At 51.9% G+C, this 17,202-nt stretch carries 14 protein-coding genes; 7 read left to right on the top strand and 7 right to left on the bottom strand.

Annotated elements, in window-relative coordinates:
- Positions 1–5: 5 nt before the first annotated feature.
- The 5 genes from minE to NL324_RS07345 form a co-directional block, all read right to left on the bottom strand.
- Complete coding sequence (gene minE, locus NL324_RS07365; RefSeq protein WP_253306933.1) at positions 6–275, bottom strand: cell division topological specificity factor MinE; 270 nt, start codon at positions 273–275, stop codon at positions 6–8.
- Positions 276–279: 4 nt separating this feature from the next.
- The gene (gene minD / locus NL324_RS07360; RefSeq protein ID WP_253306932.1) at positions 280–1,092 is read right to left on the bottom strand and encodes a septum site-determining protein MinD; all 813 of its coding nucleotides are present in this window, start codon (positions 1,090–1,092) and stop codon (positions 280–282) included.
- A 35-nt stretch (positions 1,093–1,127) separates the two neighbouring features.
- The gene (minC, locus tag NL324_RS07355) at positions 1,128–1,799 is read right to left on the bottom strand and encodes a septum site-determining protein MinC (protein WP_253306931.1); all 672 of its coding nucleotides are present in this window, start codon (positions 1,797–1,799) and stop codon (positions 1,128–1,130) included.
- Between the two features lie 118 nt (positions 1,800–1,917).
- Positions 1,918–2,463 carry a disulfide bond formation protein DsbB gene (dsbB, locus tag NL324_RS07350; protein ID WP_253306930.1) on the bottom strand — a complete coding sequence of 182 codons (546 nt, stop codon included), beginning with the start codon at positions 2,461–2,463 and terminating at the stop codon, positions 1,918–1,920.
- On the bottom strand, positions 2,439–2,708 hold the full coding sequence (locus tag NL324_RS07345) for a YfhL family 4Fe-4S dicluster ferredoxin (RefSeq protein WP_253306929.1): 270 nt from the start codon (positions 2,706–2,708) through the stop codon (positions 2,439–2,441). The genes dsbB and NL324_RS07345 overlap by 25 nt, the downstream gene beginning before the upstream one ends.
- 134 nt (positions 2,709–2,842) lie before the next feature.
- On the opposite strand from NL324_RS07345, the gene NL324_RS07340 reads away from it, so the two are divergent.
- The 3 genes from NL324_RS07340 to tadA are packed head-to-tail and all read left to right on the top strand — an operon-like array spanning position 2,843 to position 7,067.
- The gene (locus tag NL324_RS07340; protein WP_253306928.1) at positions 2,843–5,656 is read left to right on the top strand and encodes a DEAD/DEAH box helicase; all 2,814 of its coding nucleotides are present in this window, start codon (positions 2,843–2,845) and stop codon (positions 5,654–5,656) included.
- A gap of 25 nt (positions 5,657–5,681) precedes the next feature.
- A complete protein-coding gene (locus NL324_RS07335; protein WP_253306927.1) occupies positions 5,682–6,530 on the top strand; it encodes an SWIM zinc finger family protein in 849 nt (282 codons plus the stop codon).
- Positions 6,531–6,575: 45 nt separating this feature from the next.
- Entirely contained in the window at positions 6,576–7,067 is a 492-nt protein-coding gene (gene tadA, locus NL324_RS07330) for a tRNA adenosine(34) deaminase TadA (protein ID WP_253306926.1), read from the top strand.
- Positions 7,068–7,075: 8 nt separating this feature from the next.
- Here the strand turns inward: tadA and NL324_RS07325 are convergent, their stop codons facing one another.
- Positions 7,076–8,794, bottom strand: coding sequence for an inverse autotransporter beta domain-containing protein (locus NL324_RS07325; RefSeq protein ID WP_253306925.1), 1,719 nt, complete (start codon positions 8,792–8,794; stop codon positions 7,076–7,078).
- Positions 8,795–9,071: 277 nt separating this feature from the next.
- Here NL324_RS07325 and purL point away from each other — a divergent pair, with 277 nt between their 5' ends.
- Positions 9,072–12,971, top strand: a complete 3,900-nt coding sequence (gene purL / locus NL324_RS07320; RefSeq protein ID WP_253306924.1) for a phosphoribosylformylglycinamidine synthase — start codon at positions 9,072–9,074, stop codon at positions 12,969–12,971.
- A 6-nt stretch (positions 12,972–12,977) separates the two neighbouring features.
- Complete coding sequence (queD, locus tag NL324_RS07315; protein ID WP_253306923.1) at positions 12,978–13,343, top strand: 6-carboxytetrahydropterin synthase QueD; 366 nt, start codon at positions 12,978–12,980, stop codon at positions 13,341–13,343.
- Positions 13,344–13,354: 11 nt separating this feature from the next.
- Here the strand turns inward: queD and queE are convergent, their stop codons facing one another.
- A complete protein-coding gene (gene queE / locus NL324_RS07310) occupies positions 13,355–14,026 on the bottom strand; it encodes a 7-carboxy-7-deazaguanine synthase QueE (protein ID WP_253306922.1) in 672 nt (223 codons plus the stop codon).
- A 238-nt stretch (positions 14,027–14,264) separates the two neighbouring features.
- Between queE and NL324_RS07305 the strand changes: the two genes are divergently transcribed.
- Together NL324_RS07305 and NL324_RS07300 are read left to right on the top strand one after the other, a co-directional pair.
- Positions 14,265–14,684, top strand: coding sequence for a hypothetical protein (locus tag NL324_RS07305; RefSeq protein ID WP_253306921.1), 420 nt, complete (start codon positions 14,265–14,267; stop codon positions 14,682–14,684).
- 384 nt (positions 14,685–15,068) lie between these two features.
- A complete protein-coding gene (locus NL324_RS07300) occupies positions 15,069–16,856 on the top strand; it encodes a hypothetical protein (RefSeq protein WP_253306920.1) in 1,788 nt (595 codons plus the stop codon).
- Positions 16,857–17,202 lie beyond the last annotated feature (346 nt).

The raw sequence follows: 17,202 nt of genomic DNA, 5'->3' as shown, positions 1-17,202 counted from the left end.
AGCGATCACTCGCTCACTTTGGGTTCATCGGGTAGGGTAATGTTCAGTTCCAATACGGAAATATCCTTGGACTTCTGTTCAAGCTGCAGCGTCAACTGATCAGGATCGATGTTGACGTAACGACAGATGACTTGCAAAAGATCCCGTTTGAGTTGTGGCAGGTAAGGTGGTTCCTGCCCAGCTCGTCGCTGTTGGGCCACAATGATCTGCAGTCGCTCTTTAGCGACCGAGGCGCTGTTTTTTTTACGCGCTAGAAAGAAATCAAGCAGTGCCATGTCGTTAGCCTCCAAACAGCCGTTGCAGCAAACTTTTTTTGCCATGGCCTATAAAGCGCAAAGGGAGGCTCTCTCCCAGTAGCCGGTCAACCGCATCACGATAGGCCTGGCCGGCGTCGGATTGCTGGTTTAAGATCACCGGCTCCCCCTGATTAGAGGCTTGCAGCACCGCTTGACTTTCTGGAATAACCCCTAATAGCGGAATGCGTAAAATCTCTTCAACATCCTCGATGCTGAGCATCTCCCCACGATGGACTCGATCGGGGTGATAGCGGGTGATCAGTAGGTGCTCTTGGATGGGCGCTTTCCCCTGCTCAGCCCGTTGTGATTTGGAAGCGAGCAAGCCCAGGATCCGATCAGAATCGCGGACTGAAGAGACCTCTGGATTGGTGACAATAATGGCCTCATCAGAAAAGTAGAGGGCCATCAAGGCGCCATTTTCAATCCCCGCCGGAGAGTCACAGAGGATGCACTCAAAATCCCGTGCGATCAAATCATTCAGCACTCGCTGAACCCCCTCGGGCGTTAGTGCGTTTTTATCACGGGTTTGTGAGGCGGGAAGCACAAACAGATTGGCGATCCGTTTATCTTTAATTAAGGCTTGATTCAGCGTCGCTTCACCTTGGATCACATTGACAAAATCGTATATCACCCGGCGTTCACACCCCATAATCAAATCGAGGTTACGCAATCCAATATCAAAATCGATGACGACAGTTTTCTTGCCCTTTTGGGCTAAGCCGATGGCGATTGCAGCGCTGGAAGTCGTTTTACCAACCCCTCCCTTGCCAGAGGTGATCACTATAATACGTGCCATGCTATTATCCTTTATCAACAGGCTCAATTGGCCCGCTACTCATTGAGCAGGGTTATTTTTAATTGTTCACCCTGCAGATCAATCATGACGGCACAGTTCCAAAATTGCTGAGGGATCTGGTCACTAAGCCAGTAATGGCCAGCAATAGCGACCAATTCCGCCTGAAAATGGCTACAAAAAATCCGGCTGTCGCTCGCTCCAGCGGCCCCGGCTATCACTCGGCCACGCGTGATGCCATATAAGTGAAGATGACCATCGGCGACGACCTCGGCACCCGCGCTAATTGAGCTGGTCACAATGAGATCGCGCTGCACCGCATAGATCTGTTGCCCCGATCGCACCGGTTGAGTGATGAGCTGACTGGATCGCTCGGCGCTGCTGGATGCTAGCGTACTGGGGGCTTTTCCTTCCGTCAATAGGGGTAATTCGGCGGTCTGAATGGCCTGTTTCTGTTGCTGGGTATAGTGGCCACTCACTCCGACAATGCGTAAACCGACCTCACTAACGGTCTGGGAGACCCCTTGCCAATCAGTGTCAGCAGGCAGCGCAGTCATATTCAAGACCACCGGAGCCTGATGTAAAAAGGCTTGGGCTTGCTGAACCTTTTGTTGCAAAGCGGCTCGCAGCACCGGCACCTCGGGGTGCTGTAAATAAAGGACCGTGAGCGTAAAGGGAGCGCCTTTAAAAACAATAGGAGGTTGTAACATGACGATAAACTCACACGATCCATTGGAGTAGCCTAAGCCCGCTAATCTAACACGGTTGTAGGCTGCATGGTATCGTGCACCATGCCGTCGTGCAAGAGAAAGCCTGGGGTGTCAAGCATTATTTTGGCGACTGGAGCGCCATTAAACCGAGTGGTGCGGTGATTAACCATAACCCTAACAACAGATAAAAGGTAAAAAGCAGCAGTAGCCACTGGGGGATCGTTAGGTATAACAGGGTAGGAGTGGCGAGGTGGCACTCCCCGGTGGCTTCAAATAGCCACGGCAGCCAGCGATCGAGCGGCAGCCACTCTGGGAATTGTGGTTTGAAGGGGCAGATCAGCCAGGGTGCTCCACCCTTCTGCAGTTGCGTTTGGATCCAAGCGACCTGCAACCCCCGCCAAGCACTATAGCTCCACAGCAGCAGCGCACTACCCCGCAGCCAGCCAAAGCGTGGCTGCAGCAGTGCGATCAGCGCCGCCAGTAGACTGCCACAGAGCGCCACCCGCTGGTAGATACAGAACACACAGGGGGCAATTTCGATCGCATACTGCAGATAGCATGCCGCGCTGAGCAGTAGCAGAGCGCTGGCCGCTAGCAGTAGCCAGAACGGCCGGGAGCGACCCGCGCAATCTCCCCAATTTAAGAGGCGGTAGCGGCGTGACATGCTGGGTGTAACTGATGAAATTTGTCTATAAGTTGGTCAGGCGTTTCAAGGCGCTGGGGATCGAGTATAATGCAGTCGATAGGACACACTGTCACGCAGGTAGGCTTAGCATAGTGCCCAACACACTCCGTACAGCGGTTAGGATCGATCTGGTAAATAGTGTCTCCTAGGGTGATGGCTTGATTAGGGCACTCTAGTTCACACATATCGCAGTTTATACAGTGATCAGTAATCAGTAGGGCCATGTTCACAGCTCTGTCTATGATGAGGCACTGTTAGGATAGTCGATTAATAACGCGTAAGCCAGTGTAGCGCACGCTGATGACGCCGTATGAAGCAATGAAGTACTTCGGATTGAAACAATTGTCGCTAGGATCAGATGACCAATACTCCCAATCTCTCTGAGGGGACCAGGCTGTCATTACCACAGTCTGCTGCTACCAACAGTGGGCTCGAGCTTGAAATATCGCCAACAGGCTGTCTGCAACTGGGATCTAGTGCCAATCAGCATGAGCTGGCACCAGCATTATCCGCCGCAGCGGTCACCCGTATCAGCCAGGCCTTTGCCCGGGGCAGTAGCCAGGGTCTGTTGCACTTAGGGGCTGTGGAACTGGCGACGCCATTGCCCCCCTCCCTGGCCTTTGGGCGAGCCATCACGCGTCTATTGATAACACGCTTATGTGCCACTCCAGATCTGGCCAGTAATCAGGATAGCCAGTGCGTCAACCTGCCGATCGCCACGCCCTGTGTTGAACTGGAAAAGCTGCTGCAGGGCATGCCGCCCCTGCGGGGCGCAGAGTATCTGACACTGGAGCGGCTAGAGATCTTATGGTTGGAGTTGCAGCAGACCGTGCAGAGGGAGATCAGAGAGACGCCTGGCGATCTGCAGGGGTGGCTTCAAGGCAAACATCCCAGTTGGAATCTAGTAGGCCGGGTCTGTTTTCATCTTGCTGAAAATAAAAGTGATCTAGAACTCCCGTTCGCCTTTCTCACGACCTACGCCACAGGGGTATCACAACACGCCCGCGTACAGCATCAGCCCTTGGGGCGTGCGCTTCAAGAGTATGCAGAGGCGTCGGGAGCACGTGAAGCACTGCTCAAGTTACTGCTGCCGGTTAACCGGGCTGCCGAGCAGTGCCCCTGGTTAAAATCACTGGTAGAGTCTGGGGCGATTTTCCGTCCCCTGGCTTGGACACCTAGCGAAGCGCATCGATTGCTACACAGCCTGCCGATCCTTGAGGCCAGTGGTATCGTCGTCCGTATTCCAGACTGGTGGAAACCGAGCCTACCACCGCGACCGCAAGTACAGATCAAGATTGGCCATAAAGCGAGCGGTTTGGGGCTAGAGACCCTGCTTGATTTTGATCTATCGATTTCACTGGCTGGCCAGGAACTCTCCGCCGCCGACTGGGAGGAGCTGCTACAAGCGGGCGATGGCCTAGTCCGACTCAAAGGGCATTGGGTGGAATTGGATCGCGAAAAGCTAGCCGGGGTGCTGGCACATTGGAAAACCGTTGGGCGTGCCGTAGCGGCTGGTGGTCTATCGTTTTTAGAAGGGATGCGCCTGTTGGCGGGTGTTGCCGTAGAGGAGAGTGATCAGAACCGGCCAGCCCTGGAGGTTGCCCCTTGGTCGACCGTCGTCGCTGGCGATTGGTTGCAACAGGCCCTGGAGGGGCTACGCAATCCACACAGTACCACGGGTAGTGCTGATCCAGGTCCTGAACTCAAGGCCACGCTGCGGCCCTACCAACAGCAGGGGGTGCGTTGGCTCTGGTGGTTGCATCGTTTAGGCCTCGGCGGCTGTCTAGCTGATGATATGGGTCTGGGGAAAACCGTTCAAGTGCTAGCACTATTCCTGCTGGCAAAGCGTGAAGCAGATCCCACGGTTGATCGCCCTCCTCATTTATTAGTGCTGCCCGCTTCATTAATTGGCAATTGGCAGGCAGAAATGGCCCGTTTTGCACCTAGCCTCTCGGTGCTGGTGGCACATCCGTCAGTGCTGCCAGTCTCGGAGCTGGCCAATCTGCCGGCCGAACGCCTCCAGGGGGTTGATGTGGTCATCGCTAGCTATCAAGGGTTAATCCGGCTGTCATGGCTATTAGAAACCCAGTGGTCGCTCGTGGTGCTGGATGAGGCACAGGCGATTAAAAATCCGGCAGCACGGCAAACCCAAGCGGCCAAAGCGCTGAAAAGCCGTGGTCGACTCGCCTTAACGGGGACACCGGTAGAGAATCAGTTAGGTGATTTATGGTCACTGTTCGATTTTATCTCTCCTGGATTGCTAGGCTCTGACAAGGCTTTCGGTCGTTTGGTGCGCCGGTTGGAGCAGGCAAGCCACCCAGGGGGAGAGGGGAGTTATGCGCCGCTGCGCAATTTGGTGCAACCCTACCTCTTACGGCGTCTAAAAAGTGACCAGCGCATTATGGCTGATTTGCCGGATAAGAGTGAAGTCAAAGCTTACTGTACCCTGAGTCGAGAGCAAGCCAGCTTATATGCGCAGGTGGTCAGCGATCTGGCGAAGCAACTGGAGCAGGTGGAGGGCATCCATCGGCGAGGGGCTGTGCTCGCCTGTTTAATGCGCCTCAAGCAGATCTGTAACCATCCTTCACAGTGGTTGGGCGATGAGTGCTACGATCCCCACACCAGTGGCAAATTTGCCCGGCTGCGGGAGCTGGCTGAGTCGATGGCCGCCCGTCAGGAAAAGGTACTGCTCTTTACGCAATTCCAGGAGATGACCGAGCCCCTAGCACGCTTTTTATACACTATTTTTGGCCGCGCGGGGCTGGTATTGCATGGCAAGACCCCGATCAAAGCCCGCCAAGCCTTAGTCAATCAATTTCAACAAGCAGCGGGGCCGCCTTTTTTTGTGCTGTCGATCAAGGCGGGGGGTACTGGTCTTAATCTCACGGCTGCCTCGCAGGTGATCCATTTTGATCGCTGGTGGAATCCCGCCGTGGAGAATCAGGCAACCGATCGGGCCTACCGTATCGGGCAGAAGAAAAATGTGTTAGTGCATAAATTCATCTGTCGCGGCACCCTAGAAGAAAAAATTGATGCCTTGGTTGAAGCCAAACTCGGACTTTCGAATAATATTCTCAGTGGTAGTAGTGAGCTGCTGCTGACGGAAATGAGTAATGATGCCTTACTAAAGCTAGTGGCGCTGGATATAAACAGTGCCATGGGTGAGCAGTGATGCCTAGTGGAATCCGGGAGCTCGCATGAGTTATGGTGTAGGGGGTTGGCCGCGTTATGTGCCGGTGGCGGAGCAACGGGAAAAAGCCCAGCGCCAGCTTAAAAAGCTTAAGAAGGGGCGACGGCTCATTAGCCCGGTCACGATTGAGGGTCGACTGATTGCGCGAACCTTCTGGGGTAAGCAGTGGTGTAGTGCCCTAGAGGCCTGTAGTGATGAGGAGAACCGGTTGCTGCGTGGCCGCAGCTATGTGCGCCAGGGTGCGGTGGTTGATCTCCAGATCAGTGCCGGCAAGATCACCGCGCTGGTGGCTGGATCACAACTGTACACAGTCAGTATAGCGGTGAGTGCATTAGAACCCACCCACTGGCAAGCCCTCTTGCAGGCATGTACAGGCCAGGTGGCTTCCTGCCTGGAACTGTTGCAAGGCCGTCTATCCAATGCTGTGATGGAGCGGGTGATCCACTCCGACAGTGGCCTGCTCCCACTGCCGCAGCACCTGATCTTTGACTGCGACTGTTATGACTGTGCCTCCCTTTGCAAACATGTCGCAGCAGTGCTCTATGGGGTGGGTGCCCGTCTGGATAGTCAGCCGGAGCTGCTGTTTCTGCTACGTCAGGTCGATCCACAGGCACTTATTCAGGCTAGTCAGCGACTGCCTGCTTTTGGAGAGCAGGCAGCCCTTGGCCAGCACCAGCCGTTAGAGGGTGCTGATCTCTCGGCGCTGTTCGGTATTGAATTAGAGGAGCCAGCGGTGATGCCTGCGCCGCCGCTGGCTGGCGAACAGTCGCTAACGCCTCTTGAGCGCTCCAATCAGCCCGTGGGTGTGCCGGCTCTCAAGCCAGCCACTCGCCGAAAAACAGCGAGCAGCCGCTGAAACGGGTGACCGCGTCACCTGCCGTGCGGGATGGAAGAACGTTAAATGAGCTGCAGTACTGAAGCGTTAGCGGTTGATCAATTCTGGATGCAGCAGGCGCTACAGTTGGCACAGCAGGCAGCCGCAGCAGGAGAGGTGCCGGTCGGTGCCCTGCTGCTCTATCAAGGCCAGGTGGTTGGTCGCGGGTATAATCAACCGATTGGTCAACAGGATCCAACCGCCCATGCCGAGATAATCGCCCTGCGGCAAGCGGGTCAAGCGTTAGGGAACTACCGGCTGCTACAGACAACGCTCTATGTCACCTTAGAGCCCTGCTGCATGTGTGTTGGGGCGCTGATTCATAGCCGGATTGCCCGGTTAGTGTACGGCGCTGCCGATCCCAAAACCGGGGCTGTTGATTCGTGCTACCCACTGCTCAAACAGCCGCAACACAACCACCAGATCACGGTCACTGCCGGGGTTCTTCAGGATGCTTGCGCCAATCAGTTAACTGCTTTTTTCCGTGAGCGGCGGCAGAAAAGAAGCTCATTAAAATAGTCAGGTGATTATTCAGGGGTGAGCGTTGCAATCACTCCTTCATCATTATAGTGAGCGAGTAAAGCTTGAGCAGACATTCTGCGTAGTTCAAGCACCGTGGTGTGGATATCTCGATTTTTCAATCCCGCTGCCGCACTATAGTAGAAACAGTCACCACCGCCACCGCATTCGATAGGCTGGCCATTGGATAAAAGTTGATAGTGTCCGGACAATTGTAATATATCGATAGTGTTATCTGCATGTATGGGCTTCCCAAATTGAATAACATCCTGAGTAGAAAAAAGATGTTCATTACCATCTGAAATAATTTTTAAATTTGTGCTATGGGGCCAAATGCGTATCTGAGGAAGCAATGCCTTCACTAAGTCGTCTTCTTTACCATTCCAGAATCCGGGAGTGAGAATATTTTTATAGGCTGTTCGGATAACGGGCAAACGTTCCTTTGCATCGAGGATATAAATGGTCATCTCATTGGAGTGGACTACTTTACCCTGTTGATCGGTAGCAGTAACGCGCAGGGTCTGCCGGCCGACTACATTGGGTGTTACCGTTAAGCTAGTGTTATTTGAATTAGCTTGTGTCACGGCGGCCAATGAGCCAGCAAAGGCTAGCGTGTAGGGTGTTAAATTTCCCTGAGCAGTTAAAGGAATGTGGATCACAGCACCGATATTGTACAGCTCATCCTCGGGTGATAGTTGCAACTGCCCGGCTGTTCCTGCTTTATCTGCTTTCTCTTTATAGGCTAGCAAAATTTGGTTGTTGCGTTGCACGGGTTCAAGCAGCGAGCCGATGAGTGAACGCTGTGACGCCACCCGATGGCTGTCTAGCTGTTGGGCTAACGGAACCCCCAGTTGATAATCAACGGCTAATGCGATCTGCTGTCGGCAGCGGTCGGCAGCCCGTTGGCCGAGGGTGTAGTCATAGCTCAGCTTGAATAGGGGGACCGGGGTGTAGTGTAGCCCTAGGGTCACCGAGGAGACCCGTTGTTTAGCGTTTGGCGTGAAGGCACCGACTTGATCATCAAAATAGTGCTCAGCATTGACTTTGATCCCGAGCTGTGGATGCTGCGGGAGATAGGCCTCGACAATCATATCCACCCCACGGGCGGGGCGTGCCAAGCAGGGTTCTGATTCCTGCTGGTTTTTCCACTGGCTGGTAGGATAATAACCATTGACGCTCAATGATAAATAGTCCCGTCGTGCCTCAGCCCCTAATCCCAGACGTTGATGGTGTTGAGGTAATAGCAGATCGTAGAACAGATTATAGCCTAGCAGCCAGGCTTCAGAAAAAATATGACGGTGCCCGATCCCAAGATTTACCGTGGTATTGTGATGGCGCTGGTGGTGTAAACCAAACTGGGTAAACAGTAACTGCTGCTCTGGCAGCGCTTGCTGCCTCCAGAGGGGGAAGAGTGCAGTGATTTCACTGGTATCAAGAGAAAATCGGCGAGGGTTCATGCCCAGTCTGACTTGAACGCGGCCCCAGCGATTCAAGTATCCCTCCAGAGCTTTCCCGGTGTGCTGGGCTAGCGGTGCAGTCAGCAGTTCGCTGACGCTCTGTTGTGGATGCCTCCTGGTGGCAGCGCGAGCCACGTCAGCGGCGGCGGTAGCCAGTGCTTCCGATGCGCCAACTGGGGTAGTGCTGGCTAATTGAGGTAGTGACTGAGTCTCTGATACGCAGCAGGGTTGTTCAGAAATAGCCCAACTGGGGGGCGGGGTAATTAACATATCAAGCACCTAATTTGACTCATAAAGTACAGCAGCTATTGAATTTTACACTGTTTTTTACAAAATTATAGCTTTTTAGACTGCAATTTTAAGGTTATTGAAAGAAGCTCGGTTGTAGCAACGTCACGAATCGATTAATTTTGATCAAACAGGCCAGGTACTCGAATGAAGGCAGTCACTAGTGATTAAGTTCATAGGCTGTCACCTGGAGGATCCGTTATACTAAACTTCTTTTTACCTATCCTACAGAGGATGAGGCCAGGAGCATTGAGACAGTATGAAGACCCTACGCGGTTCATCCGCCTTATCTCCCTTGCGTATGACGCATTTACTGGCACGTTATCAACAACTGGGTTTAGCGGTTGAGCAGATCACTGCTGAGTATCTTTATTTTGTGACCGAAAGCACCCCCTTAACGCAGGAGCAGCAAGCCTGCTTGAGGAGATTACTGTATGACGGGCAGCCACAAAATTCTGTGCTAATGACTGGAGAGTTACTTCTAGTCACACCGCGTCCTGGAATTATCTCAGCTTGGTCTTCAAAGGCTACGGATATTGCACACAACTGTGGTTTAACTGCCATCAAACGATTAGAGCGTGGTATTGCCTATTATCTGCAGACAGTGCCATTAACTGCGTCGCAACACCAAGCCTTGGTAGAGACGCTCTATGATCCCATCACCGAAACGCTGTTTTATGATTTGCCCCATGCGGAAGAGCTCTTTGCCGAGAGTGTCCCCGAGGAGAAAACGCTGCAGGGGATCCCGTTATTGAAGCAGGGAGTCAGCGCATTAGAAGCTTTTAACCAGCACTATGGATTGGCCTTAGAGCCTAGTGAAATTGAGTTCCTGGATTCTGCTTTTACCCAATTAGGGCGTGATCCTTACGACATTGAAGTCTATATGTTTGCTCAAGCTAACTCTGAGCACTGCCGGCACAAAATTTTTAATGCCGATTGGATTATTGACGGCCTTAAGATGCCTAAAACCCTATTTGAAATGATTAAAAACACCTATCACCGGACGCCCGATCAGGTAGTCACTGCCTATCAAGATAATGCTGCGGTCATGCAAGGCTCCTCTATTCAGCGTTTTTTTCCATCCCCCTATGATCACCTCTATGGCTACCATCAACAGTTAACGCATCTGTTGATGAAGGTGGAGACCCATAACCATCCTACGGCTTTTACACCCCTTTCGGGCGCAGCGACGGGTTGTGGCGGTGAAATTCGGGATGAGGGAGCAACCGGCTGTGGCGCCTCACCGAAGGCCGGTTTGGTCGGTTTTTCTGTTTCGAACCTGCGCATTCCTGACTTTAATCAACCTTGGGAACAGGATGATTACGGCAAACCGGAGCAGGTGGCTTCGGCATTACAAATTATTTTAGAGGCTCCTCTGGGCGCTGCAGCTTTTAACAACGAATTTGGGCGTCCTAGTTTGGTCGGCTATTTCCGGACCTATGAGCAGTGGGTGAACACCACGACCGGAAAGGAGTTACGGGGTTACCATAAACCGATTATGCTGGCAGGAGGCATCGGCCAAATCAGTGCTGAACAGTGCCATAAAGGAAACATCCCGGTGGGATCACCGTTGATTGTGTTAGGCGGCCCCTGTATGAACATTGGGCTTGGGGGGAGTACCGCCTCTTCTCAGGATGCTATGCACGTCGAGGGCAAGCAAAATGGTGCCTCGGTACAGCGAGAAAATCCGGAGATGCAGCGGCGCTGTCAGGAGGTGATTAACAGCTGTTGGCGGCTTGGAGCAGATAACCCGATTCTATTTATTCATGATGTGGGTGCCGGTGGACTGTGCAATGCCATGCCAGAGTTGATCCAGGGTGGCCATTGCGGTGGTCAGTTTGAGCTGCGTAACATCCCAACGGCTGAGCCTGGGATGAGCCCACTGGAGATTTGGTGTAATGAATCACAAGAGCGCTATGTATTAGCGGTTTCTGTCAATCAGTTGTCACGGTTTACAGCTATCTGTGATCGTGAGCGGGCACCCTATGCCGTGATTGGTGAAGCGACCGCAGAGTGCCAATTGACTCTCCAGGATCAACTGTTGGGAACACAGCCAATTGATCTGCCAGTCTCCTTGTTGTTGGGCGATATGCCGAAAAAAATCCAGGAGGTGCGGCGTGTTGAGAGAACCAAGCAACCACTAGAGACTCAGGGTATTGAGCTCTCTACTGCTCTGGAACGGGTATTACGGTTACCCAGTGTGGCTGAAAAATCCTTTCTGATTAACATTGGTGATCGTTCAGTCGGTGGGATGGTCGCCCGGGATCAAATGGTCGGTCCCTGGCAGATCCCCGTCGCTAATTGTGCGGTGACCACTGCCAGTTTTGCGGGTTACCTGGGTGAAGCGATGGCCATTGGAGAGCGCGCACCGGTGGCACTATTAAATCCGGTGGCTGCTGCACGGCTAGCCGTCGGCGAGGCATTAACCAACTTGGCAGCAACGGCGATTGGCTCCTTGCGTCAGGTGAAATTATCTGCCAACTGGATGGCAGCGATTGGCCATCCCGGTGAAGATGCCGCACTGTATGAAGCGGTTAGAGAGATTGGTGAGGTGCTCTGTCCGGCATTAGGATTGACGATTCCGGTGGGGAAAGACTCTCTCTCTATGAAGAGCAGTTGGCAGCAGCAGGGGGAGACCAGACAAGTGGCAGCGCCACTCTCACTAGTGATATCCGCCTTCGCTCAGGTACAAGACGTGCGTAAAACGGTGACACCACAACTGCGCGTAGATCAAGGGCCAAACCGACTGTTACTGATTGATTTAGGCGCGGGCCACCAAGCGCTGGGGGCTACAGCATTAGCTCAGGTCTACCAACAACTCGGGGACCAAACCGCCGATTTGCATGATCCAGCAGGCATGATTAACTTTTTTAATGCCATCCAGCAATTGGTCCATGAGGAGTGGTTACTAGCTTATCATGATCGATCCGATGGCGGTCTGGTGACCACCCTGGCAGAGATGGCGTTTGCCGGTCATTGCGGCCTTGAAATTGATCTGACTAGCCTAACGGGTGATCCCTTGGCGGTCCTGTTCAATGAGGAATTAGGGGCTATCATTCAGATCAAAGCAGCCGATACCCTTAAGGTACAACAGCTGCTCGCCCAACATCAGTTGCAGCACTGTGTGCATGATATTGGTCGTGCTGTCGTGGGTGATCGTTTTGTAATACGGCGTACAGATCAGGCGTTACTCGACGAGAGTCGCCACCGGCTACGCTTGATCTGGGGTGAAACCACCTGGCAGTTAGAGCGTTTGCGTGATGATATCGCTTGTGTTGATCAAGCGTGGCAAAGCAAACAGAATCCCGACGATCCCGGTCTACAGGTTCATCTCACTTTCGATCATAACGAGGACCTGGTTGCTCCCTTGATCTTAACGGGGGTGCGTCCCCGTTTAGCCGTATTGCGTGAGCAGGGGGTTAATTCGCATATTGAAATGGCCGCAGCTTTTGATCGAGCTGGTTTTGCGGCTGTCGATGTCCATCTGGAAGATATTTTAAGTGGTCAAACGACCTTGCAAGATTTTCAGATGGTGGTAGCTTGTGGTGGTTTCTCCTATGGTGATGTTTTGGGGGCTGGTCAAGGGTGGGCAAAATCGATTCTACTCAACCCGCGCAGCTATGAAGCCTTTACCGATTTTTTCAACCGGCCGGGCACCTTAACCCTGGGGGTCTGTAATGGCTGCCAAATGTTGACTACTCTACGGGAGCTCATTCCAGGGGCGCAGTGGTGGCCGCAGTTTGTGAGGAATCGATCGGAGCGGTTTGAGGCACGCTTGTGTCTGGTAGAGGTTCTGGAGAGTCCGTCGCTATTATTACAAGGGATGACTGGTTCCCGTCTCCCTATTGCGGTGGCGCATGGTGAGGGGCGGGCATTGATACAGAGCCCAGAGCAGCAACAAGCGCTCTATCAGCAGCAGCTGATTACCTGTCGCTATGTTGACAACACTGGACAGCCTACAGAGCAGTATCCAGCCAATCCCAATGGTTCACCAGCGGGGATTACCGCACTCACCAGTAGTGATGGTCGGGTAATGGTGATGATGCCACATCCCGAGCGAGTATTTCGGGCAGTCACCCACTCTTGGTATCCGGACGAGTGGCGCGAAGATGGCCCCTGGATGCGCCTGTTCCGTAATGCACGCCTCGCTTTAGGTTAATCTAACATGCTGACCACTTTATTTAAGGATTTTCAATTTGAGGCAGCGCACCGGCTGCCTCAGGTGCCTGAAGGCCATCCCTGTAGCCGCTTACATGGTCACTCCTTTAAAATGCGGATTGAAGTGAGTGGCGAGGTTGATCCAAAGCTAGGATGGCTGATAGACTTTGCTGAGATTAAGGCGGCGGTCAAGCCTATTGTAGAGCAGCTGGATCACTACTATTTAAATGAGATCCCGGGTCTAGAAAACCCCACTAGTGAAGTATTAGCCGCCTGGATTTGGCAGCAGTTAAAACCAGCATTACCGTTACTCTCAGCCGTGACAATTCAAGAGACTTGCACCTCTGGGACGGTGTTTCGCGGTGAATTTTGAGAGCCATTCCTTCAGGCAATCTCTAGATACTTATGAAGCTGTACTGATAGCCGCCAATTGTGGGTGATGCAGGCCTGAATACACCATTGGGTTGCTCGGCGGTTCTGGCTAATCGGTTGCAGTGCAATGATGCGATTTTTTTGGTCATCGAGCTGCTGGAGTAGGGTGTGTAGCTGGGTAATGTCGCGCTCACGTGCCACGGGGTGTTTAATCTCATCAGCGCGTTGCAACGCTTGCTGTTCGATGGCCAAGCCACCCTGCATCCCCACTTTAGGCGACACGGTAACCCAAGTGTCCGGACTACAGTGTACCTGGGCCGTGCCGCTGGTTTCAATTTGGCAGCGATAGCCAGCTTGCTCTAAATGCGTGGTTAACGGAATAAGATTATGCAGGCAGGGTTCCCCGCCAGTAATCACCACATGCCGTGCAGTGTAGCCCGAGAGGGCTAATTGCTCACCAATGGCCGTGGCCGTTAAGCGGCACCACTGGGCGTTATCTTCCTGCTTAGTCAGAATAGTGACTGACGGTCGTTCTGCGCTGGGATCAAGCGTCCAAGTATGTTTGGTATCGCACCAACTACAGCCTACTGGACAGCCTTGTAAGCGAATAAATAGCGCTGGGGTTCCAGTAAAATAACCTTCCCCTTGTAGGGTTTGAAAGATCTCATTGACGGGGTAATGCATCGCTGATCAGGGTAGTCGCTGTTAAAATTGACTCATTGGACCATACGAATTGTTCGAGAGCAATCCTGTTCAATCGATTAGACTACTGTATTGGTCACATTGGCCTGTGGTGTCTAGTAGGTTAGTGATAGTCTGAGTAGCAAATCGGGATAATACCGGGGTGGTCTGGTTAACCAGGATCGTAAAAGATAGAGACTCTTTTTACTCATAATTGACTGTTATTACAGCAGGAGTTTTTATGTCTTCTATTTCAAACCCTACTCAGGCCGCTCTATTTCCCAGAGCCCGTTCCTTAAATGATTCAGTGCCCGCCTCTCGGGCCGGACGGTTGCCTAGCCAACGCACGATTGCTTACCCTATAGCAGGAGAAGTCGCTAATGGGTTGACCCCTACCGTCGCGGGAGCGCCTGTTCACGCTTCAAGCGCCCCAAAACTTAACATCAGGCTGCTACGGGTAGTCACAGGTTGCACATTAGGAGCTGCTATCGGTGTTCTGATTGGCGGGCCGATTGGCATCTTCGTGGGCGCTTTGGCGGGTTCAGCCTATGTGATGATAGGGCCTCATGCGATGGCTCAGGCTATTCGAAGGGCCGCGCTGATGGCCTATCAGCATATTCAAGATTATCGTGCTAGCCGTAAGCCAGCTGCTAGCGTCTAAAAGTTGATGGTCAGCTGCCGAGGGCTGACCACTCAGCCCGCCTGGGTGAAAACTGGTCGTGATCCAGGCGGCTTGTTAATTAAGTCATACAGCAGTATTTTAATTTTAATCCCTACGCTAATATTGAATTAGGTAATTTCTCTGAATAGTTTTAAGCGTATCAGTCAGTATAATCATCAATAAGGTTTTACAGAGGATACCTACCAGTTGATTGCCTAGAAATGATAGATGATTAAGCATAGAATACCTGTCCAGGTATTCAAAATTGTTGAAATGGCTAAAAAATTAGGGTGGTATTTTTAATAAATTTTAATATGAAGGATCTTAGCTATGTTACAGGTATCAAATATCAATGATTCATCTTTTATTAGTCGCAGTGTGAGTATGCCATTACTGAATATTAAAGGAGGATCTACATCAGTAAAAGAAACCATTGGAAAGACTACTGCTGGGCGTAGTATTCAGCAGACCGAAACACCTAAATTATCTTTGTTAAACAAAATTAAAGAGTTCTTTTATAGCTGTTTTTCTTGCCTTAAACGCCAGCGTAAAGTAGAAGCTATTACGGCAGATCGGGTCGATAATTCACTAGCTTCATTACGTTCTGAATTTGAAAAAAAGCTTGTTGAACAAGAGGGAAAGATGAATTCTCTTCAACAAGCCTATGATAAAAATAATCAGTATATCAACCGTAATCTTAGAAAAATTCTTGCGGTATCGGATAACCTCACTGATTTACAGCAACGGACTGAAGCCAAATGGGCAGAGATCCAGAGTAGAGTGGATCAGCTAGAACAGCAGACTCATTTCAATCAGGCCGTGTCACAAAAAAGCAGTAGAGAAATGGTGGTACAAACAGAAGATGCCTCCACACGACAAGGGTCGTTCGAGAGCCGCTCATCGCTGAGCTCTGATGGCAGTCACGGCGATCAAGCACTGGCTTTAACAGAGGGTTGTCAGGTGCTCTCTTTACCGGCTTTACCGGAAGGTGTTCAACCGACGGAGGGTTGTCAGGTTTTGTCTTTACCGGCTTTACCGGAAGGTTCTCAGGAGTTGGCTTTGATGACAGGAGTTGAGCAGCGAGCGTCGCTAGCAGATCAGGCACCGTTAGCCTTGACGGCAGGTCCTGAACAGCGAGCGTTGATGGCGGGTCAAGAACCGTTAGCCTTGACAGCGGGTCCTGAACAGCGAGCGTTGATGTCAGGTCAAGAACCGTTAGCCTTGACAGCGGGTCCCGAGCAGCGAGCGTTGATGTCAGGTCAAGAACTGTTAGCATTGACAGCGGGTCCTGAACAGCGAGCGTTGGTGTCAGGTCAAGAACTGTTAGCCTTGACAGCGGGTCCTGAGCGAGCGTTGATGTCAGGTCAAGAACTGTTAGCCTTGACAGCGGGTCCCGAACAGCGAGCGTTGATGGCGGGTCAAGAACTGTTAGCCTTGACAGCGGGTCCCGAGCAGCGAGCGTTGATGTCAGGTCAAGAACTGTTAGCATTGACAGCGGGTCCTGAACAGCGAGCGTTGATGGCGGGTCAAGAACTGTTAGCCTTGACAGCGGGTCCTGAACAGCGAGCGTTGATGGCGGGTCAAGAACTGTTAGCCTTGACAGCGGGTCCTGAACAGCGAGCGTTGATGGCGGGTCAAGAACCGTTAGCCTTGACAGCAGGTCCTGAGCGGCGAGCGTTGATGGCGGGTCAAGAACCGTTAGCCTTGACAGCGGGTCCCGAACAGCGAGCGTTGATGGCGGGTCAAGAACTGTTAGCATTGACAGCGGGTCCTGAACAGCGAGCGTTGATGGCGGGTCAAGAACTGTTAGCCTTGACAGCGGGTCCTGAACAGCGAGCGTTGATGGCGGGTCAAGAACCGTTAGCCTTGACAGCGGGTCCCGAACAACAAGCCTTAACGGCAGGATTTAAACAGCGAGCCTTAATGCCAGCTCCTCAATTACTGGCTTTGACAGCAGGGGAAAGTACAGCTGAACCTGGAACACCAGCAGAAAAATTAGCAGCTTCTCAAGCAGAGGCCAAAAAAGTAATATCAAATCCCTCTAGCACCCAAGCAGAGCGTTCGGCAGCGCAAGCTGAAGTCATGCAAGCACAGCGTGAACTTAAAATTAGTCGAAAAGCAGCTAATAGGAAAAGAAGAATTACCGTAGCTAATCAGCTAAAAAAAAATTAATCATTAATCATTATGACGCTTCTAAGGCCAGGGATGGCCTCTCTTTTGATACCAGTCAGCTAACTAATGAGATCAATAAGGTAGCGAAAACAGGTGTTGATGATATCAATACTGCTTATGAAAAATTTTCAGGACTCTATGAAAAATTTGCATCATTGTTGTCAAATTTACCCAAGCAAACTCTCTCCTTAGGCGCTATTCCCGTACCGATGATTCCCGAGCAAGAGAATCAAAAAATTAACCCATTGATGAAGTCAGCAGCCCCTATCAAAAAATCGGTTGATCAATATGCTCAATCGATTGCTGTTTTGTCTATCCAGGCTGCTATGGCCTTGGGAACTTCTAC

The sequence above is a fragment of the unidentified bacterial endosymbiont genome, from assembly GCF_918320885.1.
GTDB lineage: Bacteria > Pseudomonadota > Gammaproteobacteria > Enterobacterales.
Note: the sequence above shows the minus strand (reverse complement) of the source record. Positions and strands in the feature narration are given on the sequence as shown.